Below are 25,860 nucleotides of genomic sequence, written 5' to 3'. Positions count from 1 at the left end.
TTATAGTTTGTTTTATGAAAAATCAGAAAATCTTTTTTACCTCTATTTTTCTATTGTTTTGTTCCTTACCTATTTTGTCTCAAACCTCGCTTGAGGAAAGAGACAAACAAAGGCAATCTGGACTTGTTTCCACAAACCAAAAAAAACAAGAAGAGATCTTACAAAAGTACAATGACTTTGTCAGTCGTGTTCAAAACAAATTCCCCGGACTTAAAATCACATCATCACCAATTGACTTAAAACAAGCAGAAGGGATTTCGGATCACAATGCGGCTCCCGGTGCAAAAGACAAAAAATCAAAATCACTTTCTGCAATTGCAGGAGATAGTTTTTTTCTGCAATTAGAACCTTCGAATCAACGTTCCTTACGTTCTTCCACAAAAGTGAAAAGAGGAGAAACGTTAGAAGTAGTGATGGTTTTAAAACAGGATGTCACTGCAAAAACAGAAAAACCACATTGGGTTCTTGTTCGAACCAAATCCAAACAAGAAGGTTACATTACCCAAGACTTACTTTCTCCAACCAAACCTGCGGTTAAATCTAGAAATACAGATGGATTGTCTTTGGATTTATCTTCCCTTTCTGGTAGAATTGCAGGAACACCTAACATAAACGATTCTGATTCAAAAAAAGGAAAGGATATGTGGGTGGAAGCAAGTTCTCTTAACATGAGAGGAGAACCAGATGTCAATGCTTATGTTGTCGCAAGATTACCCAAAGGCCAAAAAGTCAAAATTGAAACTTCCAGTAGTTCTGAAGAAACCATCGATGGAATTACTTCTCAGTGGCACCAAGTATCTTCTGCCTATGGAACCGGATGGGTGTTTGGTGGATATTTAAGTGCATCAGAAGTTGTATCTTACAATGTCCAACCGGGAGAAATTTCTTACCCACAAGAAAATCCTGATGAATTAACAACGGGTGAAAAACGATTTGTCCGATCCACAAGTCTAAAAATGAGAGATGAACCAAATGATTATGGTTCTGTAGTGACATCTATTCCTGGGGATGAAAAAATCAAAATCATTGATTCTAAAAAAGAAATCGAAACCATAGGTGGAGTTAGATCCAGATGGATCTATGTATCATGGAATGATGAATGGGAAGGTTGGGTATTTGGAGGTTTTGTTTCTAAAGAACGTGGACCTCTTGTAGATAACGATGATATATCCAAATACTTCCAAATCCCCGTAGACAATGATCGTTATGTATCTTCCAATTTTGGAACTCGAGTAGATCCAGTGACCGGAAAGGTAGGTGCCTTCCATTCAGGGATAGATTTACCAGCTTCCATTGGCACACCGATAAAAGCGGTCAGTGATGGCAAAGTATGGAGAACTATCACAACTAGCGGTGGTTATGGGATGTTGACTATCCTCAGCCATAAAAACAATATTTTTACCTATTACGCACACCAGAATGAACGCCAGGTAAAAGAAGGTGACAGTGTCCGATCTGGCGATATCATTGGTCAGGTAGGAAACACGGGCAAATCAACCGGTCCACATTTACATTTTGAAGTTAGGAAAGGCCCAGACCAACAAGCGTTGGATCCAGATGCCTATTTACCCAAATGAAACATAAATTTTATACTGTTAGTTTAGCCCTTCTTTTGATTTCTTTTGGATATAGTTTTGCTCAAGACAATTCGCAAGAAACTACATCCACCACTCCTGTGGCACCAAACATGGTGCAGATTTTACTAAAAGGAAGTCCAAAAGATTTGGAAACTGCCATCACCAACGGTGGTGATATCAATGCCAATGATGATTCAGGAAAATCGCTGCTGGTCCTTGCTGTAGAAAAAAACAAACCAAAACAATTTGAAATTCTTCTGAACCATGGAGCCGATTTAAACAGAAGGGATTTATCTGGTAAAACATTGTTACATTATATTGTTACATCTCGTTTGACAAACCAAATCAAAACTATTGTAGAAAAAGGGGCTGATTTAAATGCATATGATGCGGATGGTAATACTGCTTTACATGTAGCCATACTAAAATCAAATCTCGCCGTACAAAAAATATTAATAGAAAGCAAAGCCGATGTTAATTTACGCAACAATCCAAGAAAATCTCCTCTTTACTTGGCTTTTGAAAAAGCGAAACTAGATTCCATTACATATCTACTTCAAAATGGAGCAGATATCAATCTTCCTGACTTAACAGGAAGAACACCATTGTTTGTTGCGATTGATCAAAAAAACATAAAACTATTAAACCTTGACCTTGACTCTAATGGAAATCCTAACACGGAAGATACAAAATCGATTAGTCCCATAGTTTTTGCGATTGAAAAAGGATTTACTCAAGGAGTAGAAATACTTTTGAACCGAGGTACCAATGTTAATTCAAAAACACCAGAAGGTGAATCCTTACTTTTTTATTCTGTGGAAAAGAAAAATCTAACAGTAACAAATTTACTTCTAAAAAAAGGTTTAAATGTAGATTCTAAAAACCTTTCTGGCAAAACATTATTTGAAATCGCCTTACAAAAAAACGATTCCAATCTGTTAAAACTAGTTTTGGATGCAGGTGCCAATCCGAATCAGATGTTATCTTCAAATAAAAATCCACTCGAAGAATCAATAGAAGCATCTAAATGGGTTGTTGCAGATATCCTAATTCAAAAAAATGCCGATGTTTTCACACCAAATTCGTCCGGTTATTTGCCGATCCATTTGGCATCCAGAAAATCTGGATTAAAAATTGTAGAAGAGTTACTTAAAAAAAATGTTCCAGTTGATGTTCAAAACCAAAGAACCGGTGAAACATCTCTTTCGTTATCATTAGAAAATAAACAGTTAACAATCACAAAGTTTCTTTTGTCTAAAAAAGCAAATCCCAATCATAAACTGAAAGATGGATCGAACCTTATTTTTTCAACAATTGAAAGAAAAGATGCGGAAGGTTTCAAACTTTTGGTTTCGGCAGGAGCCAATCTACAATCAGTAAATGATGAAGAGGAAAACTTAATCACAACAGTATGTAAATTAGATTTGGAAAAAAAAGATCAAAAATTTTCTGACGAAACAATCAAGTTGTTGATTAGCAAAGGCGTAAACCCAAACACAAAAAACAAACGCGGGTTAAGTGCACTTCACATCGCCCTCAATCGAAATCGAATCGAAACAATGTCTCAACTCATAAGTTTAGGCGCAGACCCCAACCTAACAGATAATAACGGACTTACCGTATTACATAAGGCGATCCAAAAGTTCTTAACTTCCAAAGACAATCTTCAAACAGAAAACTATAAGAAACTAGTACTATTCCTAGTGGAAAGAAGAGCGAACCTTAACCAACAAGATAAATTAGGGAAAACTATACTTTCCGAACTAGCAATCCAGTTTGATCCTGGTAAAAGTGATTCCATTTTGGAATTAGCTCGAGTCTTCGTTTTAAATGGCGGTGACTCGAAACTAGAAGATAAATTGGGAAAGTCTCCTCTGGAATATGCGGAGGATAAAAAAATACCTGAACTGATTGAGATTTACCGCGGCCTTTAATGTCCATTCCTAAAAAAGACAATCGAATCAACATCTTTGACTTCGTCAATACTGTCCCTACAAAGACATTCAAACGAGGAGAAATCATTGTAAGAGAAGGTGAACCGTCTAACGAAAAGATGTATTTTATCTTAAGTGGTTCTCTCTCTGTTGGAATGGGTGCACCTGACCAAGGAAATTTTCATGAAGTAAGAAAACTTTCCACTGGCGAATTTTTTGGTGAAATCGCACTTATCTCCAGTCATCCAAGAGCAATGACAGTCTTTATAGATTCTGATAGAGCTCAACTCGGAATCCTAGATAAACAAAACTTAACTCGTATCGCAAATTCTAATCCAATGTTTGTTTATGCTTTATTACAAACTTATGTTGAACGTTTGATCGAAGCTGAACAAAGATTAAAAGATCTAACGGAGTCAAGTGATGGGACTTAAAGAATCTCTTGCAAAACTAAGTATGATCAATATCAAACGTGGAGAAGTTCTCTTTAAAGAGGGAGTTCCTTCCAACGGAGCAATGTTCTTTTTATTTGAAGGACAGTTAGATATTTATAAACAAATCGAAGGCAAACATATAAAACTAAGAAGTATCCTTCCGGGTGAGTTTTTTGGTGAGATGGCTATTATCAATAATAGCCCGAGAGCTGCTTCGATCGTTGTAGTTTCAGAAGCTGCAAAATTAGGCATCATCAACAGAACCACCTTTGTTCAGATGAGCCAGGAAAGTCCTGAATTTTTATTTTTATTACTCAAAAAAGTAATCGAACGATTGTATGAAACCGATGGAAAAATCCGCGCCATCAAACGAAAACAAGACGAAGATTCTATGATTGCCAAAGTTATTCCTGCTTCCGGCTCAAATGCAGATGGAAGCGGAGGTGATACAGAAAACCAACCTGAACCTTTTTCAGATGATATTGCCCCTATTGGGGAATGATTATTGATTCTGTTTTTTACGTTTGATCTTAAATAGTTCTGGTGAAATTTGAATCTCTGGAACGACCCAATTCCTTTGGTCATCGATCAGTTCCCCAATGACTTCTGCAATTTGATTTGGTAATAAATAGGAATTTGGATCTTCATCGGGTTCAAAATTTAGATGATTATAAAAATCCGTTTTTGTAATATCTGGAATGACTAAATGAACTTTTACACCAAACTTTCGTAATTCGGCAAACAACTCTCTTGCAAAATGGTGGATCCCTGCTTTAAGCGAGGCATAAACATTTCCCCAAGGTGAAATTTCCTTCCCTGCCACAGATCCAATAAAAATAATACGTCCATGATTTTGTTTTAAAAACCGAGTGAATTGGCTTGTTAACAACATAGGTGCCGTTGTGAGAAGGTTTACCATCTCCCGAATTTTATCTGACGATAGCTCTTCAACAGGAGCAAAATAAGCAAGACCAGCAGAATGAACCAACAAATTAATTTCCTTTTTTTCCGGGAAACGATCTATAAACAATTGTAGTTCTTTAGCGTTAGTAAGATCACAGGGAACCAAATGAAAAAATTCGTTTTGGTAATTACAATTTTCTGGATTTCTGGAAACTCCATAAACAGTATATCCCATACCCACTAACATTTGCGAGATGGCAAGCCCAATCCCTCGTGAGGCACCGGTGACTAATGCTATTTTTTTACCACTCACAAACTCTCCATAAAATCCCAAACAAGTTTAGAACCATCAATCACTTTCGTTGTTTTTCCCTGATCAATAAAAGGAATCATCGGTGTTTCCCCTGGCCAACTATGTCCAAGGCCATTCAATTGAATTAAGCCAACTTTTTTATTTTCTGCACAAGTTTCATATTTAGAAAAATCAATTTGTATTTCGTTTAGATCTTCTTTATACGTTTCAGATTTTCTTTTTACTGATTCATTACATTGATTCCATTCTTTCCAACGTAAAATAGAATCCTCCACTGATAAAATTTCTCCACCGTCTCTTACGTAACCGCCACTATATGGTACGAGTGGATCTTCAGTACCTGCGATAATTCCAACCGAAACCGGGTTTGTTTTTAAAGCCAATTTTCGTTTGAGCGTATAAACAGAAATTTGTGCCGCAACACTCACTACTCCCTTCCATAACTCAGGTTTTTCCACTGCCAATCTTTGTGCCATAAAACCGCCGTTGGAATGTCCTACCAAAAAAACTTGTTTGGGATCCACAGAACCTTCGGCTACCAATCGTTTTACGATTGATTCTATAAACACTATATCATTAATTTGGTCTTCATCTGCGGGAGTATTCCCTCGTCCGTCAGCCCAACTCCTTTTATAACCGTCAGGAAAAACAACAACAAAACCTTTGGAATCGGAAAGGAGGTCTAACTTTGTTTGTTTGATCATAGATGAACCTGATCCAAACCGACCATGCAAAGCAACTAACAACGGTATTTGCGATCCATTCCAATTTTTTGGATAATGAACGATATAGGTTCTCTTTTTGTTTTGGATCTCAAAAGAATCTAGTTTTTCATTAGAAGTCAATCTCCGGCTTAATCCAAAACAGGAAAAGAAAAACAAACTCAACAATAGAACCAAACTAATGTTTTTCATATTTCTTTAATCTCCAATTTTGTTGTTTCAATTAGTTGTTCTTTATAAATTCGATTTGGCCAATGAGTAATCACTAAAAGAACAACGGGAATCCCCCTCCATTGAGCCATACCAATATTATAAGTAGATTCGTTTTCTAAGACTCCAAGATTTGTGTAACGGAATGTAAGTGTATGTTCCGTTCTAATATGCGAAGGAACAACACCACCCGATAAAAAAGTTAAAACTAAATTCAAACGATGCAACCATAAATATTGATACACTGGATCTTTTTTTTGTAATATTACTTCTAACCCTAAATTAGAATTTGGATCTTGTATTATGCCTGCACTAAGTAATGTTTCCTGAATTTGCTTTTGTTCTTGTTCATAACGATAAAATCCAGTGAAAACTATTTTTACTTTTTCTTTACGAACTTCATAAAGTTTTCGTTCTTTGGATGTCACTACATCAGGAAAAGCCGCACAGTTTAATACAAAAAGAGCAGAAATGAGCGAAAGTAATTTAGAAAATTTAGATTTACAGTTCATCATGTGCATCTCCTAAAAATTTGGAAACTTTTTCTGCGAGAATCGGTTTCCATTCATTACGATCATCTCCCCACATTAGAAGGAGTGATACCCAACCAAACACTCGATAAGATTCCATCGGATATCGATACTCTTTTTCAAACTTTCCCTTCCTACTCAGACGAAACACCAAATAGTCATCATCTCGATCTATATCCGGGATGATGAAAACCGTACTGATTGCAAGGAACCGATTGACTAAATAGGCACCAAACCTTATTGGATCTCTCTCCGGTAAGTAGGAAACAGGTTCCGTTGATTCTCCCAGAAAAAACTTAAATCTTGGACTCGATTCCAAAATAATCTGAAGGTGTGCATCCGCTTTTGTTTGATTTTGGTACTGAACGGAAGTAAATTTTCCAGATGATTGTAAGGCAGAAAGAATATGAGAAATTCTACGACGATCCACTTCATCATCCCAACCAATCAATTCATAACTCAGTGACTTATCTTTGATATGATTCGAAAAATCTATCTTTGGTCTTTCTGAAGAATAAAAAACGGAACAAAACTCAAAGAAAAAAAGAATAAAACCTATGAACAATATAAAATTTATTTTTCGCAAACCTAATTCCTATCCTCTCTTTAATTCAAACTTCTGCATATTGTATTCATTTCCGTTTATCAAAATAGAAACAGTCTGCGTTCCCGGATAATACACGCGAGTGGTAATAGGTGCAAAAGAATGTTTTTTGGTAATCTCAATCGTTTCGGATGGTAACAATATTCGTTCACCCAACTGAAATACTTTATATCCATAATTACCATTGGACAGTCGGAATCCAATTTTATATTCTAATCTGACTTTTGTTTTATCTTTTGAATTTTGAGTTAAATTGATTTTAAACTCTATTGGATTGCCAATTTTTATCTCTTTCTTCGAAAGTGAAAATTTCAATTGATGTGGTTTCCATTTTGTATCGTAAGAAAAGAAAGCTAATGCTTTGGTATTTCCTTTTTTAAGTAGTGTTCGAAGAGAGTGCTTCAAATTTTTGTCTAGCTCTGTTGATTTGCCAAATTTACTTTCACAAAACCCCAATACAAACTCTGGATTCAATTTTGATATATCATTTAAATGGTTTGCAACACTTCTACGAACAATTTCATCCTGATCATCCCAAAGATTTTCTAATATTGATAAATGAATTTCTGGATTTTTTTTGATTTCAGGGATTCCGATACCCCAAGGTAACATAGGACGACTTCCTTCGCTTGCAAGTCGTCTGACCATTGGCTCTTTGTGTTTTGACCAAAGAAACATTTGTTTTAAAGTCTTATCAAAATGATGTTTATAAAAAAAACGAATCGCAAATTCTGCACTAGAAAATACGGTAATCTTTTCAAAGGCCATCATAGATGTCTTAAAATCACTTAATCCTGATTTGGTGACAATATCATTTAAAAAAATATATGGAAAATTAAAATCAGAAATCCCTTGGTTACGAAGTAAACGCATCAATTCAATGATTTTGGGATAAATATCAGCAATTGGGCCTTGCCAATTTTGAATCAAAACATCGGCAAGCCGATTGATTCTCTCTTTTAATTCCATTTCCTTCCATGGAGAAGTAAATACTTGTTTCTGAAATTCCGAAGGTTTGATATTAGAATCAACTTTGTTTAAGTAGTTTCCTAAACTCAAAACCCATTCACGTGAATACATTTCTTTTAATGGTTCCATTCTTCAATGGGTAACCAAACGGAAAAACAAGCTCCTTTCGTTACCTCCTCCAATTCAATTTTTCCTCCCATCCGGGAAATAATTTTTTTACAAATGTCAAGACCTAAACCCATACCTTCCCCATCTGGTTTTGTGGTAAAAAATGGATCAAAAATTTTTCCTTTAATTGTCTCAGGAATTCCAGGACCAGAATCAGAAATAGATACCTTGATCCATGTTTCAATCGACTGGATTTTAATTTCTAATGTCCCAACATAATTCATAGCTTGCAAGGAATTATTCAAAAGATTAATCCAAACTTGGTTGAGTTTGTCTCTATTCCCTTTACATCTTTTGTCTGTTAAATAAGACTTAACTATATTAACTTTACTCAGATTATAATGATAAAGTGAAAGAATGGTTTCCATTTCAAAAATAATATCTACTACCGTATTCCCACTCAAAATATCCTTATCTGTAACAAGATAACTTTTTAATGCTCGGATCACATGTGTAGCCTTTTCGGATGCAACTGAAATGATTTGATTAGAACGGTACGCAGCAGAAATACTGGCAACAGTTTCTAATATGATAAGTGAATTTTCGCTTTCTAAAATTTCTGTGAGTTCATCACCCAACCGATATGCACCCGTTTCAACGACTAATTGCATATGTTTTCCATATAAATCCATCTTCGTTATCGTTGAATACTTGGAAGCAAGTTCCTTTTTTATCAACCTCTCGGTTTTCCCCTCAAGGAAAGTTTGATTTTTGATACTTTCTTCTAACACTTTATGAAATCGAAGTGAATCATCTTTATTAAATCCAAGTATAGTTTCGATGATTTTATTGATTTTATGATTAAGAAAATCTGATAACGATTGGTTAGAAGAGACAATAGCGCCCAAAGGTGTATTCAGTTCATGTGCCATACCTGCAGCCAATTGTCCAAGCACTGCTAATTTTTCAGATGCCAATAGTCGATCCTGAGCTTCCGTCAGTTCCTTTAAAGTATTTAACAAACTTTGATTTAAAACTTGTAAATACTCATTAGAGTTTTTTAACTCTTCCGTTCGGACTTCGACCTGAGTTTTCAAATTTTCAGAATATTGTTTGTTTAGCTTTCTCCACTGAACCAACCAAAATACAACGAAACTAAATACAACTACACCGAATGAATAATATATCCAATCATAATTTTTCTGAGGATTGGGATCATAGATAAAACCTTTTAGGTTTATGTTTTTAGGAAGCATTCCCAAGTCAGCATAAACATCATTGATATGTTTCCAACGACCTGGGTTCATATAACCCATCTCAACAAGTACGGGCTGAATCAATGGAGTCATCTGTTTTGCTTCAAATAACAGACGTTCCTTTGAATTTTTTTTTGAATATTTTTCATAAATTAAATCAACAATTTCTTCCTGGTGGCTCATCGCATATTGCCAACCACGAAGGCTAGCCTCTCGAAATGCTTTTACCCTTTCAGGATATTCAGAAACCTCTGTTTCACTTGTAAAAAAATTATCACCATAAAAATCAATGCCTGCCACTCTAGGTGAATATTCTACAAATGGAAACCCTGCTTTTTTAAAGTCAAATGCTTGTGTCGTTGCATATCCTGAATAGGCATCCACCTTTCCTGAAATTAAATCATCAGGATTAAATTTATGTTCTAACAGTTGCAAATCAGTTAACTCAATCCCTTCTTTTTTGAGGTAAGCTACAATTTCATCCATTCGAGGTGTTAACATCACTCGTTTGCCGACTAAGTCATGAATACTTTGGATATTGGAGGTTTTTTTAAAAAATAAAACCGAAGGAGAATGTTGGAAAATAACTGCAAGAACAACCACTGGTTTTCCCGCATATCTTGCTTGGATGAGTTCGTTACTACCGACTCCGTAATTTCCAGCTGATTGAGTTACTTTTTCATGAATCCCTTTGATTCCAACTTTACTCTCTAAAATTTCGATATCTAGACCAAGTTCTTTATAATATCCCTTCTCAAGTGCAGTATAGTAACCTGCGAACTGAAATTGATGAAACCATTTGAGGTGAAGAGTGACTTTTTCTGTTCCGAAAATGGGGAAACAAAATACAAATGTTACACAAACTAAGAACACATAGCAACATCTTGGTAAAAAAGTACCCCGACCCATAATCTATTTTTTTATATAGAATATTTTTACCAAATCAATGATTTAAATCTGAATATCATTATTTTATTTGTTATATAGATTGTATTTAGTAAAAAATTTTTAATTTATCAATTTTGAATCAAAATTATAATCAGGTCTTTATTTTACTCTTAACTTTGTCAATCCAATCCAAATTAAGTTTTGTTTGTTTTCCTGCATATTCGAGTGTCATAGACCAATACTCCAAATCTGGATGTTTTTCCCAATCAGTATCAAGTTCTTTCTGAAAGTTTTTTAGTAGTTTTAAATCTTCTTTTTGTTTCCGAACTTCTTCTTCCAATTGTTGGGTTAATAATGTCGGATTCATATGCCTCCCGAAAAAAACTTTAAACAACAATTCGTTTCTTTTATTTGATTGGATTGGTGATTCATCCATCCAACGCCGAAAAGTTTCTGAACCTTGCCGAGTAATTTTATAAACTTTTTTCTTTTTGCCATTGGAATCTTTTTTATCTAATTCACGAATCAAACCTTCGTCTTCTAACTTTGACAATGTGGGGTAAATTTGTCCGAAACTTTCGCTCCAAAAAAAACTAATAGTAGATTCTATGTATTTTCGGATTTCATATCCATTCATTTCACATTGGGAAAGGATTCCTAACAATGCATATTGTGTTTTACTTTCTCTTTTCATTTTTTTTAGATTATAAATTTTCTAAATTTTGAATGAACAGTTATTTGCCTTGGAATGCAATTGTTTCTACTTCTTTTGTCCATTTTAAAAAGTCTGGTTGTTTACGCGTTCTTACCTGGTCGAAAATTTTTACCTTCACGGGAGACACACCACAAAATTCTAAGGTTCCAAATTTTAATAATTGGACACCAGGTGATTTGTTAAACCATCTATAATACCAACTTGGTGCATCCATAGTAACAAAAATATGGGCCGTTTTACCTAACAAAAGTTTTTCGGGAAGCGGCGAGTTTTTCCTATATTTAAACGTTACCCCTGGTAAAAACACCCGATCAATCCATGCCTTTAAAACTGCTGGCATACTAGCCCACCAACTGGGGAACACAAACACCAAATGATTTGCTTCCAAAATCAATTTTTGACTTTGGAGTATGTCCGGCTCAAGTACCTGTGTAGAATCTTTTTTATGACCTGAATATAAGTTATAATCAAATTTTAATTCAGATAGTTTGATAAAATTGACGATGTGTCCTGATTGTTTTGCTGAATTTACATATGTTTCTGCCAAATGACCACAAAGTGAATTTGTGTTTGGATGGCCGAGAACTACAAGAATATTTCGTTTTTTGGTTAACATGGATTAATTATATCTAATAGATATATCTATTAGATATAATTGGTCAATCGGAAAGAATTAATTTTCTATGGAAATGGGATTTTTTTGGCAAAAATCATTTAAAGGACTGACTACCTACTTATTGTTCAACGCAATAAAAAGGTAAATTACTATTACAGGTAAAGCTATTAAAACCGATTGCCGAAGTTCCAGTACCAGCCGTATCTCCTGCATTTCCATTTCCAGTATTCAAAGTCCAAGAACCACAATGGTTTGCATTGCTTGTCCAATCACTACTGAGGCCTGTCCAAGCTGTGGAGGAAGTTGGCCGAATTGCCACAATGGGAAAAGTAAAAAGAGATGAGGCAGTGGTAGTTCCAATCACTGTCGCACTATCATTTCGAACATAAGTAGAAAATGGCTTTAAAACCCAATCGATTTGATTATCACCAATATTTGCTGTATTTGATGCCTTTCTAGTATCAGAGCCGGCATCAACTAACATAGCTTTACAAATTTTTCCAGTAGGACATTTAGTATCAGCTTGGCAAATTGAATCTGCACCAAAAGTTCCGCCCAAAATTCCGGAATAACTACTGGTAGTTATAAAAATGATTTTATCATTGTCTAAGATTTGCATAGAAATGATTTGGTCTTGGAGTCGCATTGAAGAATCATTAGAAGTGGGAGCAAGGCGAATCAAAAAATTGCGAGTACCATTGATCACAGTATCATTCACGGCGGTTATGGTGATATTTTTTTTGACCTCCCAGTCGGACGTTGTCCAAACAAATGAAGTTGGGGTAACGGTTGCATAAGCAGGATTACTAACAATAACTTGGACTGACACCGGGTCTCTCGGCGCCATTCCCAAAAACAATTCAAAATTGAGTGAACTTCCTTGTAGGGCATTCCCACCAAACTCAGAAATTATTCCACTGTAAGAACTTAGATTTAAACCAGGATTCGAGACAATCCGAAACCCCGGATAACACGGATGTTTTTTCTCACCTAAAAAACCAAGCAACACAGAAGTTTCTGCATACGCTTTTGATTCAGGATCGCAGACATTATTAGGAATATCTTTTCCACAAGATAGAAAAAAAAAGCAGAGTAAAAGAATTCTAAAAAACATTGAAAAATTAATCTCTTAATTCTACCAAATTTCGGAATCTATAATTCGAATCAATGAAAAATAAGAAGAAAAATTTACCAAACTGATGTTAAACGCTACAGATGCTAAAATTAGCATATAAAATTTGTTTGGTATTTTTTTGTCACAACAAGAAAAAGAAACATAAAGAAATCAATAGATAATTTTTTATATTAAAATATTTTTACAAATTTGAGTTTAATACTCAACACAAAATAAATTTGCTTGGTTGCTACAAGAATAATTTCCACCAAAAAGTGTATTGTCTGTATATTGTGTTCTAAAAACATAACCAGTGTTCACTGCTGTTGTATCAGTCCAATTGAGACAATGATTCGCACCGATTACCCATCCAGCAGAACTGCCGAGCCAAATGCCAGGTGAAATAGTATCAATCACATTTGAAAATGGAATTTGCAATAAGGATGAAGAATTCGTATTTGTAATCGGTGTAATTCCATCTTGCAGAAAATAATTTGCATTTGGATGCAAAACCCAGTCAACTTGACCGTCTCCCATATTTGCTGTAACGGATGCTACACGAGTACCTGGATTTAAAATCATCGCCTTACAAATGGACCCCTTGGGACATTTAGAATCAGAGGCACAAATAACATCGGCTCCAGTCACTCCGCCAAATCCCCCTCCTTGGTACGAACTCAAAGACAAAAACAATCTCTTCTCATTATCAAAGATTTGCATATCGATTGCATTTGGATTAAGATCTAATTTTTTATCATTTGAATTGGGGATAAAAATTATACGAAACTCTCTTGTTCCATTTAAAAGAGAATCATTAATTCCGGTAACAATGACAGATTGGGGTGTAGACCAATTATTAGAATCAAAACTTAGAGTCACTGGAGAAACAGTAGCATAGGCAGGATTTGAAACAATGACCTGCACATCGACTTGAGCCTCTGGTTTTTTCTTCAAACGAACAGAAAAAGAAGACGAACTCCCAAGAGTCATACTTCCTCCACTTTCAGATACATTTCCAAATTTAGTGTTCAAAGCAATCACAGATGGGTTCAGATCAATGATTCCAGTAGAACAGTAACTTTTAGTTTCACTTAATAAATTAAAAACAAATACAGATTCAATATAAGAGTCAGAATTTATATCACAAACATTGTTAAGTGATTTTTCACGACATGACAAAATTAACAATGCTATCAATAGAATTCGAAACATAGAAGTGAACAAGGTTTAAGTTCACAAAATTTACGATATAGTCAATGTTCGCAATCAATAATCTAAATCTATAATTTATTGCTAAGGATGATTGACATATTAATATATTCTAACAAAATCCTTTTACACTTTGTAAATAAATTCATTACATATTAAATAGCTATAAGAGAAAACTTCTACTCAGTTTTTTTTATTAGGGATTTCAGAAAGATTCCCATTAAGTTTTTAACGGCATCTTTCGTTGGTTCATCAGTAATTTGTCCTTCTGGAGATACTTTTCCCTTGACCCCGGATATCAAAAGATTGGTTTCTTCCGATAACTTTGCACCAATTGTTTTTAATACCAAAAGTAAAGATTCATGTGCCTTTTCACCAACGGAAGCGGCTGTAATTAAAGCAACTGGTTTGTCCGTAAACACAACAGAAGAAACTGCCCATTCTATTGCATTTTTTAATACTCCAGGAATACTAAAAACATACTCAGGAGAACAGATTAATATTCCATCAGCGTTTTCGACTTCTCTTAAAAAACTTTTCACTATTTCAGGCGTTTCTTCATCAGAAATTCCCGATGCAAAAAAAGGGAACTCACTAATCCGATCATACATGATCATTTCACAATCTTCTTTATAATTTTGTTTCAAAGTAAGAAGAATTTTTTTGTTATACGAGGTGGAACTAATCCCACCGGATATTGCTAGTAGTTTTGGTTTTGTTTGCAACATAGCCGATTAAATACTTATTCCCATAATTTTTTTAGTTCCGTCTGTTTCTTTAGTGTAAGAGAAAAGTTTTAAGATAGAAAATTTTTCATAACCATTCTCTTCTGTTTGGTATTCCCAAAGCCATCCCCATAAACTTCCCTTTTTTACATATCCACGTTCGATCTCTGTTTTCTCTTGATACAAAGCTCCTAGCAAAACATAGGTGGAATATTGATTATCCGATTTGGTTTTATTATGATAATATCCAAGCCCAGCGAATAACAATTCCGTTTGTTCTTCTTCTGAATTGAAATGATAATAAAGAAAGGGACCATACAATCTAGACTTTTCTTTGTCTGCATCAGCAATTCGTATAATTGGGAAAAAATTATATGTAGTTTGATAAGACCGATTATCATAACCTAACCATAACAATGTGAATCGGTTGATTTTAGATTGTTCTTTTTCAAATCCCCAGAGCAAACCTGCTAAACTTTTGAACCGATAGTTCGATTCCGTATTTTCCGATTCTATTAAATATAAAAAATTATAATAATGGCCATTACGATTCCAATTATAATAATTTAAAAAAGTAAAAGTTGTGAAACTATCATCACTCCAATCATTAAATGATAAAGGAATGATGGAAAAACTTGAACTTGTTTTATAAAAAGGAAAAATCAAGAGGTGGGATAATTTTGTTTCTTTTTGTAATGTATTCGTTGGATTTGTTTTTAAATTTTGATTAAAATCAGCTACCCTATACCATTCCCAATCAACGAACCATAAGACATTCGTTCTCGTACCGTTTTCCCTCATATTTCTATAAAAAAATGGAGTTACCCAAAGTGTTTTCTCATTGAGATTTTGGTTTAATTTTTTTTCTTCATATGATATCCACAAAGGCCAAAAGAAAAACTCAACATCAGAATAAGAGTTTGTCATGGTTTTTCGATAGGAGGAAAACAACGTAAACGTATCACTATTTTTTTTGTTGTCTCTTTCATAATTCCGATGGACATAAAATGGCAATACTCTGTGCCCCGAACCGGTATTTGATTTATAGACATTTACAAAAGGCCAAAAATAGGACTGTTCTTTGTGATTATTTTCTTTAATATCGTCAGTTAAATAAAAATTCAAAACATAAGCTCTATATTCTGAATCCTTATCTTTCTGTTTACCATATAACGGAAACAATACTTTGTATTCCAGATCATCTGATTGATAACTAAACCAAATTGGGAAAAATGGTGGCAATAATACCACATTATCTCTCGAGGATTCATCCCAAGTAAACCAAGCCAGTGGCAAGAGCCTGATATGTCTTTTTGTATCAGCTCTTTCATAGGAAAAAATTCCGAAAAGCAAATTGTAACCAACGAAACTGTCACTATTGTCTCTGTTAAATTCTCTTTTTTTTACAAGTTTAGGTTGGTTTGTATCGACTGAAATTGGTTTATTAGACTCCAAATTACCTTTTAGTATTTTCGTTCGTTGCGAATACCCAATCAAATTATATAAAACACCGAAATCAAAATCAACAAATACATTTCCTTCATTCGTTGCGACATTTACATTTGCAGAATTTGTTTTTGTATACCACAACAAGTTGATATGGTAATCTTCTTCCTCATCATTATAGTTAAGATAAAGTGGAAAGATAAAATCAAACTCCTTTCCTGGCTTTCTATATCTTCCGAAAACAGGGAAGGCTACCAACAAACTCTCTTCCTTCACTTTATTGTTACTATAATAAACGGGACCTAGCCAATATTCGTTTTCGTTTGATCTTTGATTTTGATAATACAAAAGGGCTGGAAAAAACAAATAATTGTTTTTGGAATAATAAACCAAAGGGAAAAAGGAAAACTCAGGGAACCCTTGTTTATCATCTATTTCAAAGTGAACCAAAGTTAAAATACGGGAATAGTAGTTTTTATTCTCTCCTGCAGTTCCTCGATTATGGTAGTACAACAAAGGTATTACGGGAAAACCCAGCTTACTATTGGTTTCACTGGATCTGGAAAAGAAAAAAGGAATTGTAGTTAAATAAGATTCATTCTTATCCTTACCCCAAAAAACAAACGGATAAATCGACTGGTCGACAGCTTCTTTTTCTTTCGTTACATTTATATTTAAGATACGTTTGTATTCTCGGTTATCAGATTTACTTTGGATATGATAGTAAAAAGGAAAAATAGATTTTGTTTTAGCTTTCGGATAATCGTAATATCTATAGAATCCCAAAGCCCGAACCGAATAGTGGTTTGTCCAATTTTCTATGTCATACAAAATATTACTCGAACTAAACTTTGCACTTCTTTCGCTCCCATACACTTTAACTTCTTTTTCTGCTTCTAGGTCCGGCCATGTCTTAGGGAAAATTCCAAATGGAAAGATAATAAATAGAAAAACTAGAACATATCGATAGAAATTGATAACCATTCCCAGAAGAACATCCTTAATGATTGGATCATTGTAACTACTCTTGTTTGTAGGCAAGAAATTACTTGGTTACTTTAGAAGTTTCTTTGATTGGTAAATCAATCAACTTTTATGTTTTCTTCGGAATATGTTCTAGGATCTCTGCCGCTTTCGGATTCTTGGAACCGGATTTATATTTATAATTTATTTCTGATAACAAAATAGGTTTGGTAGTGGGATACATTTGGCCAATTTGTTTTTTCCCTTCACGATCATATAAAGGAATGACTGACTTAGAAATGGAACGATACGGAAGATAAGTAGAAACTTTCATCAAACGTCCCTCGTCATCATATTGAAAATCATTATAACCTAATACAATTTCTTCTTTGGAAATAATAATACCTTCCATCACATCTTCAGTAAATTCATAGGTTCCTTTTCCCATCCCTAAGATAAAGGCTGTTCCAGTAAAAGCAACGAATACAATTCCCAATGCGGCTAAAGCAACTACACTTGAGGTAGCATAAACAGGCATATAAACGGGAGACCTTTCGTTCGCTCTTCGAATATCATATTCGCTCCTCATAGTCTGTTTAATAGAAAGATGTTTAGATACATTGATGGCATAGTATACTGGATAGTATAAATATTCTTCTGGTTTCAAATCCATATCTTTTGAATCCACAAGTATAGCGATGCTTCTCACTATACGATTGTTTTCTTTATTTCGAAGAATCCCGTAATAGATTTTACCATTAGTGTTTGGTCTTTCCAGAGAATCCGATACCGAAGGCAAAAGAAAATCGGAAAATTCTAATTTTTCAACAAACTCTGCTGGCATCAAAGTCGCATTTAAATTTTCTTTTGGAATATAAACTTTTTGCGTAGAACAAGAAAAAAACGATAGAAGCAAAAGAAATGTAAAACTATTTGATAAAATTGATTTCATGAAATGATTTAATTAATACAAAGAATTTGTCATACAACCAAAACAATCATTTTTTACTTTAATATTTATAAGTTTCAACGACAGTCTGCAAATGTTCACCAGTCACTTCTATATCTTTAGCTGTATCCAAAAGAACCAACGAATTGTCTGCAATTACTTGTGTTCCTGTTGCAATGGTTTCAATCGATTTTGAAATTTCATCTACTGCTATTTTTTCTTGTGATGCCGCATTTAAAATTTGTAGTGAGTTTTCATTGATTTTATGGACAGATTCCACAATCCGATTTGTATCAGCTGTTTGTTTTTCTTGTGCAGAACTAACGAGTTTTGCAGTTTCTTGAATTTTGGAAATATTACTAAGTAACTCCCGAAAACTTTCTTCAGTATTCATCATAAGACCAACACTAGTTTTAATCGCATTTTTTGTGTCGGTAGTCAAAGTCTGAATGTTCCTTGTATTATGTGCAGTTTGTTCAGCAAGTTTTCCGATTTCTTGCGCAACAACAGCAAATCCACGTCCAAGATCACCCGCACGTGCTGCCTCAATGGCTGCGTTTAGCGCAAGTAAGTTGGTGCGATCTGAAATCTCATTTATAATATTAACCACTTCATCTATTAACTCGGCCTTTTGATTCACGATATGAATGGAATCAGCTGTCGTTTTTGTAGTCAACATCCCATCATTCGCTTGTTTATAAAATTCTTCTGTTAAATTTGTCATTCCAAGCATAGCATTGGCTACTTCTGCCATTGCCAATTTGAAATCAGAGGTTACCTTTTCTATTTCTTTCAAATGATCCGCTTGGGTAGAGATACTAAGAAAAACATTTTCAACTGATGCCGCAAGTTCTTCTGTCGCAGCTGATGTCTCTTCTGTAGAAGCGGCTTGGTCTTGTGTGGTGGCAGAATAATTACGAACCAAATTGGCAGCGTCTTTTGATTTATTAGATAACTCACCGGATACTTGCCTAAGGATAAATACAATTTCAGTGATGTTTAAAATAAAAACTCCCATCCATTTTAACAAACCTCCAATTTCATCATGAATCCCATAATCTAAGTTTTCTTTGAGTTCGCCCGAACCACGCACAATTTGAGAAATGATATTGGTACTTTTTCGAATTACAGACATTATGCTATGTATGATAAAATATTGAAGAAGGATAAAAAAGATAAGTGAAAAAGTCGTAGCAATTAGGATCATGATTGCATAAATTTTAGCAAAATTAGCTCTTTGTGTAAATTTCTCAGAAAGTTGTTTTGAAATGAGTTCATTTACGTTAAAGATCTGATCGATCAAATTGGTTGTAGCATTGTAATACTCCAAAGTCTTTATTGTAGGTTTTTTTTCTTTGATCACTCTGTTTTGAATGAGCTCACGTAGAGCAGGAAAATCTAACTCTGCTTTTTGAAAAGAATCAACTATCAACTTTCCCTCAGGATTAAACTTACGAATTGAGTTCATACTGATGGTAATGGATTCAAAATGTCCTGCCACAGAACCTATAATCTCTTGGAGCAGATTTTTTTCGGAAGGATCTGCTTTTTCTCCTTTAACTAAATGCGCTAAACCAGTCCCTCGAAGTTGCCCAAGTTTTTCTGCCAAATATGGTAGTTTTGTCAACGAAACATCAATCATAAAGTAAGTATCTTTATCTGGATCTAAGAATAAACCTGAAGATTCACCTACTCCATTGTTTACATTTAACATTTTTTTAATCAAGTTTACATGTTGCACATAACTATCATTTGCCGACAATTTAATATTAATATCTTTTAATAAAATCCATTTTTTATGAATTTCCCTGGATTCGTCATAAACTTGAAAACGAAGTCCCTCTTCCTCATTTAATGCTAAAAAAATTTCGTAAGTAACTTCTAACTCTTTTTCAATTGAAACTGCACTTTCTTTAGCACTTGGGTCTCCATTTAAAACACGTGCCATAAACCCTCGATGTTTTGCAGTAAGTCTCATTAGTTTTGCTAAACTTAAATTATATTCTGCACCTTTGAGCCGATAAAATGCTCCTTCGTATTCTTGTTTTTTGATATAAATAAGATTAATACCCAAGGCCAACATAAGTAGGGCCATAAGACCAAACACAAACAGTAGTTTGGTTTTAATTCTAAATTTGTAGAGTATTTTTTTTGGATTTAAAGTAAAACTAGACTGAAGTTTCTTTGGATTCAAATAAAATTGTTCACCAATTGTGATTTGATTTTCTGAGGCAGTACGTCCAACAAACATTTGACCAATAGTTTTTCCATCTGTATCAAAATATGGAGTAATGGTTGTATTTGCCCAAAAATAATTTCCTGATTTGGTTTGATTTTTTAAAAGTCCGTTCCAAGGTTCATTTTCATTCAGAGTTTTCTGTATATTCTTATTAATTGATTCTGGCGTTTCAGGGTGTTGGATTTTTTTGAACGGTTGTCCCAATAATTCTCTTCGTTCGAATTCACACAATCTAACCAAATCATCATTTACGAATACGATTATACCCGCAAGGTCTGTTTTTAAAGATAACGTTGTATTTTGTGGAATTTTAACCTGAAAACTCATACCGATGCTCCGAACTAAATATAGAATCTAGAAAGAAAGGAAAAAGAGAACTTGCGAATATGAAAATATGTTAAAGCAATCGAATCCTGGCTGATCCTTTTGGAGTTGGAAATTCTTTTTTTGTGTTTAATGGAAAAAATAATTCATTTTGTTACAAATCTCTTTCGACTAACATGGACCTCTTTGGATATTTTTATTATTTTTTTCTGAGTTTTTATACCCAAAATGCAATAATTAGAAATCCTCGACAGTTTTCATTTTTCCCAATTTTAAAGAATTTGATTTTTTTCACTGATTCGGCACTTCAATTCTTCAAAAAACCAATTCACATTAAATGCCATATAACAACTATTAATATATCATTTTATTGAATCCAATTGATTCAACCAATAAGATCAAAATAATTAAATTTAAACTTACAAAATTATTTTTCAGATAATTATAACATAACAGTCGATAAACGATAAACACAAAACTATTTAGAACTATTCTAGTAATAATTATAAATTTCAATTGTCCCTGTTAGTTGTTAAATTCATTCTAATATTTGAATTCCGCATCTTTTAAAAAATTGAGTCGCATTTGTTTATTTTAAAATAATACTATGTACATTGTGTTATCGATGTGTTTCTTTAGATCGAAAAATTTTTGATCCATTCGATAACTAGGACAATCATTTCTCAAATGATTCAATACAAGGAGAAGGAGGATCTATAGTGGCAGTAAAAAACGATGTCATTATTATCGGAGCAGGAATCGCAGGATTGGTCGCAGCATATGAGTGTTTAAACCAAGGTAAATCTGTTTTAATTTTAGAAAGAAATACAGAGGAACATTTAGGTGGCCTCGCTAAACTTTCATTTGGTGGTATGGCTTTAGTAGGTACTCCCTTGCAAAAACGATTGGGAATCAAAGATACTCCAGAGATTGCCTTGGATGACTGGTTATCCTTTGCAGACTTTGGTCCCAATGATACTTTTCCTAAATTATGGGCCGAACAATATGTAAACGAAACTCTAGGACAAGTGTATCACTGGCTCGGAGGCCTAGGTTTACATTTTTTCCCTGTAGTCAATTGGGTAGAAAGAGGACAATACAAAAGAGGAAACTCCGTTCCGCGTTATCATGTTCTCTGGGGAACTGGTTACCGTTTGGTGGAACGTTTTGTAGAACTATTAAGAAAACACAAACAAAGTGCAAAGCTTAAAATAGTTTATGAACATAAAGTTCATGATTTCATTAAAGAAAATGGAAGGATCGTAGGATGTATCGCCGAACAAGAAAAAACGGGGGCGAATGATTTAACGTTTTATGCGGATCATGTAATGGTTGCGACAGGTGGTATTACTGGTAACTTGAACAAAGTCCGAGAACATTGGCATAAACCTTGGGGTGATGCACCAAAGGAAATGTTGAACGGTTCTCATCCTTATGCTGATGGATTGGTTCACGATGCAGTGAAGAAACACGGCGGAAATCTCACCCATTTGGATAAAATGTGGAATTATGCTGCGGGGATTCCCAATCCTAACCCAGAATTTGAAGCTCAAGGTCTGAGCCTAATTCCTTGTAAATCCGCACTTTGGCTCGACCATTCGGGCCGTAGGATTGGACCCGAACCTATGATGACAGGATTTGATACCAACGAACTTTGCCATAGAATATCTGGATTAGAAAAACCTTATACATGGCAACTCTTAAATTGGAGGATTGCCGCCAAAGAACTTGCAGTTTCAGGATCAGAACACAATCCGATGATCCGTGATCGCAAACTTTTTATGTTCTTAAAAGAAGTATTACTTGGTAACCACCGCCTCGTTAGGCAATTACAAAAAGAAAGTGACCATTTTATTGTGGCAAACAGCTTACGCGAATTAGTTGACAGAATGAATCAATTGAATGGTGACCAATCGATTGATTACGAAGTATTAAAACACGAAGTCACACAGTTTGATGATGTAATCCGAAGAGGAAAAGGGCTTTGGAACGATGACCAGTTACGTAGAATCCAACATGCAAGGTCATGGCGTTCGGATCGTGTACGCACTTGTGCTCCGAAACCCATTCTTCATCCAAGTGCCGGTCCACTCATTGCCATCAAACTTAGACTGATTACAAGAAAAAGCCTCGGTGGAATCCAAACTGACTTAGAAAGTCGCGTATTAGATCCGTTAGGTTCTCCAATTCCAGGATTGTATGCCATTGGAGAGGCGGCCGGATTTGGTGGTGGTGGTGCCAGTGGATTTAAATCATTAGAGGGAACTTTTTTATCTGGCTGCATTTTGACCGCAAGAGCAGCAGCAAAGTCAGTTAACAACGGTGTTTCATTTAAAGGATAATCAAACAAAGGAGAATGATCATATGAAAAAAACAGGTGCTTGGTTAGTAAGATATGCATTAGAACAAATTGGAGTTCGTTATACCTTTGGAATTCCTGGAGTCCATAATACAGAAATTTATGATGAATTAAATAACTCAGAGTTGATCCATCCAATGCTCGTAACACATGAAGGATGTGGTGCATTTATGGCCGATGCCATTAGTCGTACGAGTGATTCGATTGGGACAGTTGTCATCGTTCCAGCAGCAGGTGTGACTCATGCTGCTAGTGGAATTGGTGAAGCGTTTTTAGATGGGATCCCTATGTTGGTGATTGCAGGTGGAGTACGTAGCGATTCCAAATTCAAATACCAATTACATGATATGGACCAACATACACTCGTGAAACCTATCACTAAAAAAACTTTTAAAGTAAATTCGCAAGAGGAAGTGGTAGAAACAATTTACGAAGCATACCAAATTGCTGTGAGTGGAGAACCCGGGCCCGTGTTTATCGAAATTCCTGTGAACATCCAATTGTATACAGGAACAGTGGCAAACATTCCTAGTTATGAAGAATACTGTAATAAACAAATTCTCAAACTAGCAACTCCATCCATCCAAGAAAAAAGTTTGGCCGAAGTGGTTGAATTACTTCTTCAGGCAAAATCGCCAGGTTTATTTTTAGGATGGGGGGCTGTGGATGCTATGGATTCAAGTGTGACCCTTGCGGAATTATTGGGTGCACCTGTTTCTACCACCTTACAAGGGTTAAGTGCATTTCCTGGAAATCATCCTTTACATTGTGGAATGAGTTTTGGTCCAGCAGCGGTTCCTGCGGCAACCCAGGCTTTTTCTGAATGTGATTGTTTACTCGCCGTAGGAACCCGTTTTGCCGAAATTGCCACTGGTAGTTTTGGAGTGACCGTTCCTAAAAATCTAATTCATATCGATATCAATCCCGATGTCTTTCACGCAAATTACCCAGCCAAAGTCAACATTCAAGGCGACGCCAAAATCGTTTTGCCAGAACTGGTAAAAAGACTAAAAAATAATTTGCAGCTAACAAAGGAAAATCGGGAAAAAAAAATCCAAGTGCTCACAGCAGAGATAAAGAAAAATAAACAAAACTATTTGGAGGAATGGTTCCAACATGACAGTAAAGATAGGGTGAACCCTGCTCGTTTCTTTAGTGCTTTACGTACCTCACTTCCTGATGATGGTTTTGTTGTGGTAGATGATGGAAATCATACTTTTTTAACGGCCGAGCTAATGCCCATCCACAAACCAAGGCATATGATTTCTCCCACAGATTTTAATTGTATGGGTTATGCAGTGCCTGCAACCATTGCAACCAAACTAGCCAATCCTGAGAAAGCAGTTGTTGGGATCATTGGTGATGGAGCCTTTTTAATGACTTGTATGGAATTAATCACTGCCAGTCGAAATAAAATTGGAGCTGTGTTTGCCGTTTTTAACGATGGAGAACTTTCCCAAATTTCACAAGCCCAACAAGTTCCTTACAATCGGAAAACCTGCACTGTTCTTGGCACCACAAGATTTGAAGGCATCGCTTTGGCCACGGGTGCAGAATATCTTTCCATCCAAACCAATGATGAAATCAAACATAAGTTAGATGAAGCATGGATTCTTGCAAATGAAGGGCGTCCTGTCATTTTGGATGTCCATATTGATTATAGTAAAAAAACTCGTTTTACCCAAGGGATCGTTGGCACCAATTTGAAACGTTTGCCATTTGCAGCCAAAGTCAGAATGATTGGTCGAGCCTTAGTACGAAGGGTCACCGGATAGGATTGGTCTAAGTTTCTTTTGCGTATCTTACTTGCACCTATGGAAGGACTTCTTGACTACCGACTTCGTGACACTCTCACGCAAGTGGGTGGTTTTGATGAATGTGTTAGTGAATTCATTCGAGTGAACGATACACTCCTCCCATCACATAGGTTTTATAGATATGTTCCCGAATTGTATGAAGGTTGTCGCACAAGAGCTGGAGTTCCTGTCAAAGTGCAATTGTTAGGTTCTGATATCAATTGCATGGCGGAGAACGCAAGTAAGGTGGCATCTCTTGGTGCTTACGGGATCGATATTAATTTTGGATGTCCAGCTCCCACAGTCAACCGAAACCGGGGAGGAGCGGCTCTTCTCAAAGAACCAGACCAGATGTTTGCCATTGTAAAGGCCATTAGAAAAGCGGTTCCTTCTGTCATTCCAGTCACAGCAAAAATGAGGTTAGGTTACGATTCCACCGAACAGGCGCTTGTTTGTGCAAAAGCCTTGGAAGAAGGAGGAGCCGAAGAAATAGTAGTCCATGCAAGAACCAAAACAGACGGTTACAAACCTCCTGCCTATTGGGATTGGATTTATAAAATTGGATCAACTGTCAAAATTCCAGTCGTTGCCAATGGCGAAATTTGGACTGAAGAAGATGCAGTCCGGTGTAAAGAAATCTCTGGTTGCCAAGACATTATGATTGGTCGTGGTGCTGTTGCTAACCCAGCTCTTGCTTTGATGATTCGAGGAGAAAGAAAAGAAAATCTTTCTTGGGATGAGGTCAAAAAAATTTTACATCGGTATTGGCAAAGTTTAGAAGCTGATATGGAAGTTAAAAGCCGGGCAGGAAGAATCAAACAATGGTTACACTATTTATCCCGCCAGTATCCAGAAGCGGAAAGAGACTTTGAAATTGTGAAACGACTGACAAAAATAGAAGATTTTACAAAGTATTTGGAATCGCCAGTGACTGCCGATTAGAACGATCTAATCATT

The 25,860-nt window shown here is 35.3% G+C and carries 21 protein-coding genes; 7 read left to right on the top strand and 14 right to left on the bottom strand.

Going from position 1 to position 25,860, the window contains the following annotated elements; all coding sequences use genetic code 11:
• Positions 1 to 14: 14 nt before the first annotated feature.
• From CH364_RS02005 to CH364_RS01990, 4 genes are read left to right on the top strand one after another with little or no spacing between them, the layout of a single operon-like run.
• The gene (locus CH364_RS02005; protein ID WP_100741952.1) at positions 15 to 1,577 is read left to right on the top strand and encodes a peptidoglycan DD-metalloendopeptidase family protein; all 1,563 of its coding nucleotides are present in this window, start codon (positions 15 to 17) and stop codon (positions 1,575 to 1,577) included.
• Entirely contained in the window at positions 1,574 to 3,511 is a 1,938-nt protein-coding gene (locus CH364_RS02000; protein ID WP_100741951.1) for an ankyrin repeat domain-containing protein, read from the top strand. Before CH364_RS02005 ends, CH364_RS02000 begins: the two co-directional genes overlap by 4 nt.
• Complete coding sequence (locus CH364_RS01995; protein WP_004787483.1) at positions 3,511 to 3,945, top strand: Crp/Fnr family transcriptional regulator; 435 nt, start codon at positions 3,511 to 3,513, stop codon at positions 3,943 to 3,945. Before CH364_RS02000 ends, CH364_RS01995 begins: the two co-directional genes overlap by 1 nt.
• A complete protein-coding gene (locus tag CH364_RS01990; protein ID WP_100741950.1) occupies positions 3,935 to 4,447 on the top strand; it encodes a Crp/Fnr family transcriptional regulator in 513 nt (170 codons plus the stop codon). The genes CH364_RS01995 and CH364_RS01990 overlap by 11 nt, the downstream gene beginning before the upstream one ends.
• Here CH364_RS01990 and CH364_RS01985 read toward each other — a convergent pair whose 3' ends face one another.
• The 14 genes from CH364_RS01985 to CH364_RS01920 all read right to left on the bottom strand — a co-directional run bounded on the left by CH364_RS01985 (position 4,448) and on the right by CH364_RS01920 (position 20,751).
• On the bottom strand, positions 4,448 to 5,161 hold the full coding sequence (locus CH364_RS01985) for an SDR family oxidoreductase (protein ID WP_100743345.1): 714 nt from the start codon (positions 5,159 to 5,161) through the stop codon (positions 4,448 to 4,450).
• The gene (locus CH364_RS01980) at positions 5,158 to 6,075 is read right to left on the bottom strand and encodes a CE1 family esterase (protein ID WP_100741949.1); all 918 of its coding nucleotides are present in this window, start codon (positions 6,073 to 6,075) and stop codon (positions 5,158 to 5,160) included. Before CH364_RS01980 ends, CH364_RS01985 begins: the two co-directional genes overlap by 4 nt.
• On the bottom strand, positions 6,072 to 6,608 hold the full coding sequence (locus tag CH364_RS01975; RefSeq protein ID WP_423790146.1) for a hypothetical protein: 537 nt from the start codon (positions 6,606 to 6,608) through the stop codon (positions 6,072 to 6,074). The genes CH364_RS01980 and CH364_RS01975 overlap by 4 nt, the downstream gene beginning before the upstream one ends.
• Positions 6,595 to 7,209, bottom strand: a complete 615-nt coding sequence (locus CH364_RS01970; protein WP_100741948.1) for a hypothetical protein — start codon at positions 7,207 to 7,209, stop codon at positions 6,595 to 6,597. Before CH364_RS01970 ends, CH364_RS01975 begins: the two co-directional genes overlap by 14 nt.
• A gap of 9 nt (positions 7,210 to 7,218) precedes the next feature.
• Entirely contained in the window at positions 7,219 to 8,325 is a 1,107-nt protein-coding gene (locus CH364_RS01965) for a DNA alkylation repair protein (RefSeq protein ID WP_100741947.1), read from the bottom strand.
• Positions 8,313 to 10,469 (bottom strand): ABC transporter substrate-binding protein, encoded by a 2,157-nt coding sequence (locus CH364_RS01960; protein WP_100741946.1) that lies wholly within the window; start codon positions 10,467 to 10,469, stop codon positions 8,313 to 8,315. The genes CH364_RS01965 and CH364_RS01960 overlap by 13 nt, the downstream gene beginning before the upstream one ends.
• A gap of 130 nt (positions 10,470 to 10,599) precedes the next feature.
• Positions 10,600 to 11,142: a PadR family transcriptional regulator gene (locus tag CH364_RS01955; protein ID WP_100741945.1), complete on the bottom strand. Its 543-nt coding sequence runs from the start codon at positions 11,140 to 11,142 to the stop codon at positions 10,600 to 10,602.
• Between the two features lie 40 nt (positions 11,143 to 11,182).
• A complete protein-coding gene (locus tag CH364_RS01950) occupies positions 11,183 to 11,779 on the bottom strand; it encodes an NAD(P)H-dependent oxidoreductase (protein ID WP_100741944.1) in 597 nt (198 codons plus the stop codon).
• Between the two features lie 118 nt (positions 11,780 to 11,897).
• On the bottom strand, positions 11,898 to 12,893 hold the full coding sequence (locus tag CH364_RS01945; protein ID WP_100741943.1) for a DUF1554 domain-containing protein: 996 nt from the start codon (positions 12,891 to 12,893) through the stop codon (positions 11,898 to 11,900).
• 216 nt (positions 12,894 to 13,109) lie between these two features.
• The gene (locus CH364_RS01940; RefSeq protein ID WP_100741942.1) at positions 13,110 to 14,105 is read right to left on the bottom strand and encodes a DUF1554 domain-containing protein; all 996 of its coding nucleotides are present in this window, start codon (positions 14,103 to 14,105) and stop codon (positions 13,110 to 13,112) included.
• Positions 14,106 to 14,281: 176 nt separating this feature from the next.
• A complete protein-coding gene (locus CH364_RS01935; RefSeq protein WP_100741941.1) occupies positions 14,282 to 14,830 on the bottom strand; it encodes an NADPH-dependent FMN reductase in 549 nt (182 codons plus the stop codon).
• 6 nt (positions 14,831 to 14,836) lie between these two features.
• Positions 14,837 to 17,257 carry an LA_1737 family protein gene (locus CH364_RS01930; protein ID WP_100743343.1) on the bottom strand — a complete coding sequence of 807 codons (2,421 nt, stop codon included), beginning with the start codon at positions 17,255 to 17,257 and terminating at the stop codon, positions 14,837 to 14,839.
• A 109-nt stretch (positions 17,258 to 17,366) separates the two neighbouring features.
• The gene (locus CH364_RS01925; protein ID WP_100741940.1) at positions 17,367 to 18,188 is read right to left on the bottom strand and encodes a hypothetical protein; all 822 of its coding nucleotides are present in this window, start codon (positions 18,186 to 18,188) and stop codon (positions 17,367 to 17,369) included.
• Positions 18,189 to 18,246: 58 nt separating this feature from the next.
• Positions 18,247 to 20,751 (bottom strand): methyl-accepting chemotaxis protein, encoded by a 2,505-nt coding sequence (locus CH364_RS01920; protein ID WP_100741939.1) that lies wholly within the window; start codon positions 20,749 to 20,751, stop codon positions 18,247 to 18,249.
• Positions 20,752 to 21,467: 716 nt separating this feature from the next.
• Between CH364_RS01920 and CH364_RS01910 the strand changes: the two genes are divergently transcribed.
• The 3 genes from CH364_RS01910 to CH364_RS01900 are packed head-to-tail and all read left to right on the top strand — an operon-like array spanning position 21,468 to position 25,845.
• Positions 21,468 to 23,090, top strand: coding sequence for an FAD-binding dehydrogenase (locus tag CH364_RS01910; RefSeq protein WP_100741937.1), 1,623 nt, complete (start codon positions 21,468 to 21,470; stop codon positions 23,088 to 23,090).
• Between the two features lie 22 nt (positions 23,091 to 23,112).
• Positions 23,113 to 24,882, top strand: coding sequence for a thiamine pyrophosphate-binding protein (locus CH364_RS01905; protein WP_100741936.1), 1,770 nt, complete (start codon positions 23,113 to 23,115; stop codon positions 24,880 to 24,882).
• Positions 24,883 to 24,900: 18 nt separating this feature from the next.
• Entirely contained in the window at positions 24,901 to 25,845 is a 945-nt protein-coding gene (locus tag CH364_RS01900; protein ID WP_100741935.1) for a tRNA dihydrouridine synthase, read from the top strand.
• The last annotated feature ends 15 nt before the right edge of the window (positions 25,846 to 25,860 follow it).

It is taken from the genome of Leptospira harrisiae (assembly GCF_002811945.1).
GTDB classification, from domain to species: domain Bacteria; phylum Spirochaetota; class Leptospiria; order Leptospirales; family Leptospiraceae; genus Leptospira_A; species Leptospira_A harrisiae.
Note: the sequence above shows the minus strand (reverse complement) of the source record. Positions and strands in the feature narration are given on the sequence as shown.

Bases quoted from the DNA above. Each gene is read 5' to 3' on its own strand.
- CH364_RS01950 (WP_100741944.1), bottom strand. From the start codon at position 11,779: ATGTTAACCAAAAAACGAAATATTCTTGTAGTTCTCGGCCATCCAAAC.
- CH364_RS01930 (WP_100743343.1), bottom strand. From the start codon at position 17,257: ATGGTTATCAATTTCTATCGATATGTTCTAGTTTTTCTATTTATTATC.
- CH364_RS02000 (WP_100741951.1), top strand. From the start codon at position 1,574: ATGAAACATAAATTTTATACTGTTAGTTTAGCCCTTCTTTTGATTTCT.
- CH364_RS01990 (WP_100741950.1), top strand. From the start codon at position 3,935: ATGGGACTTAAAGAATCTCTTGCAAAACTAAGTATGATCAATATCAAA.
- CH364_RS01905 (WP_100741936.1), top strand. From the start codon at position 23,113: ATGAAAAAAACAGGTGCTTGGTTAGTAAGATATGCATTAGAACAAATT.
- CH364_RS01980 (WP_100741949.1), bottom strand. From the start codon at position 6,075: ATGAAAAACATTAGTTTGGTTCTATTGTTGAGTTTGTTTTTCTTTTCC.
- CH364_RS01935 (WP_100741941.1), bottom strand. From the start codon at position 14,830: ATGTTGCAAACAAAACCAAAACTACTAGCAATATCCGGTGGGATTAGT.
- CH364_RS02005 (WP_100741952.1), top strand. From the start codon at position 15: ATGAAAAATCAGAAAATCTTTTTTACCTCTATTTTTCTATTGTTTTGT.
- CH364_RS01975 (WP_423790146.1), bottom strand. From the start codon at position 6,608: ATGATGAACTGTAAATCTAAATTTTCTAAATTACTTTCGCTCATTTCT.
- CH364_RS01955 (WP_100741945.1), bottom strand. From the start codon at position 11,142: ATGAAAAGAGAAAGTAAAACACAATATGCATTGTTAGGAATCCTTTCC.
- CH364_RS01940 (WP_100741942.1), bottom strand. From the start codon at position 14,105: ATGTTTCGAATTCTATTGATAGCATTGTTAATTTTGTCATGTCGTGAA.
- CH364_RS01965 (WP_100741947.1), bottom strand. From the start codon at position 8,325: ATGGAACCATTAAAAGAAATGTATTCACGTGAATGGGTTTTGAGTTTA.
- CH364_RS01945 (WP_100741943.1), bottom strand. From the start codon at position 12,893: ATGTTTTTTAGAATTCTTTTACTCTGCTTTTTTTTTCTATCTTGTGGA.
- CH364_RS01995 (WP_004787483.1), top strand. From the start codon at position 3,511: ATGTCCATTCCTAAAAAAGACAATCGAATCAACATCTTTGACTTCGTC.
- CH364_RS01925 (WP_100741940.1), bottom strand. From the start codon at position 18,188: ATGAAATCAATTTTATCAAATAGTTTTACATTTCTTTTGCTTCTATCG.
- CH364_RS01960 (WP_100741946.1), bottom strand. From the start codon at position 10,469: ATGGGTCGGGGTACTTTTTTACCAAGATGTTGCTATGTGTTCTTAGTT.
- CH364_RS01920 (WP_100741939.1), bottom strand. From the start codon at position 20,751: ATGAGTTTTCAGGTTAAAATTCCACAAAATACAACGTTATCTTTAAAA.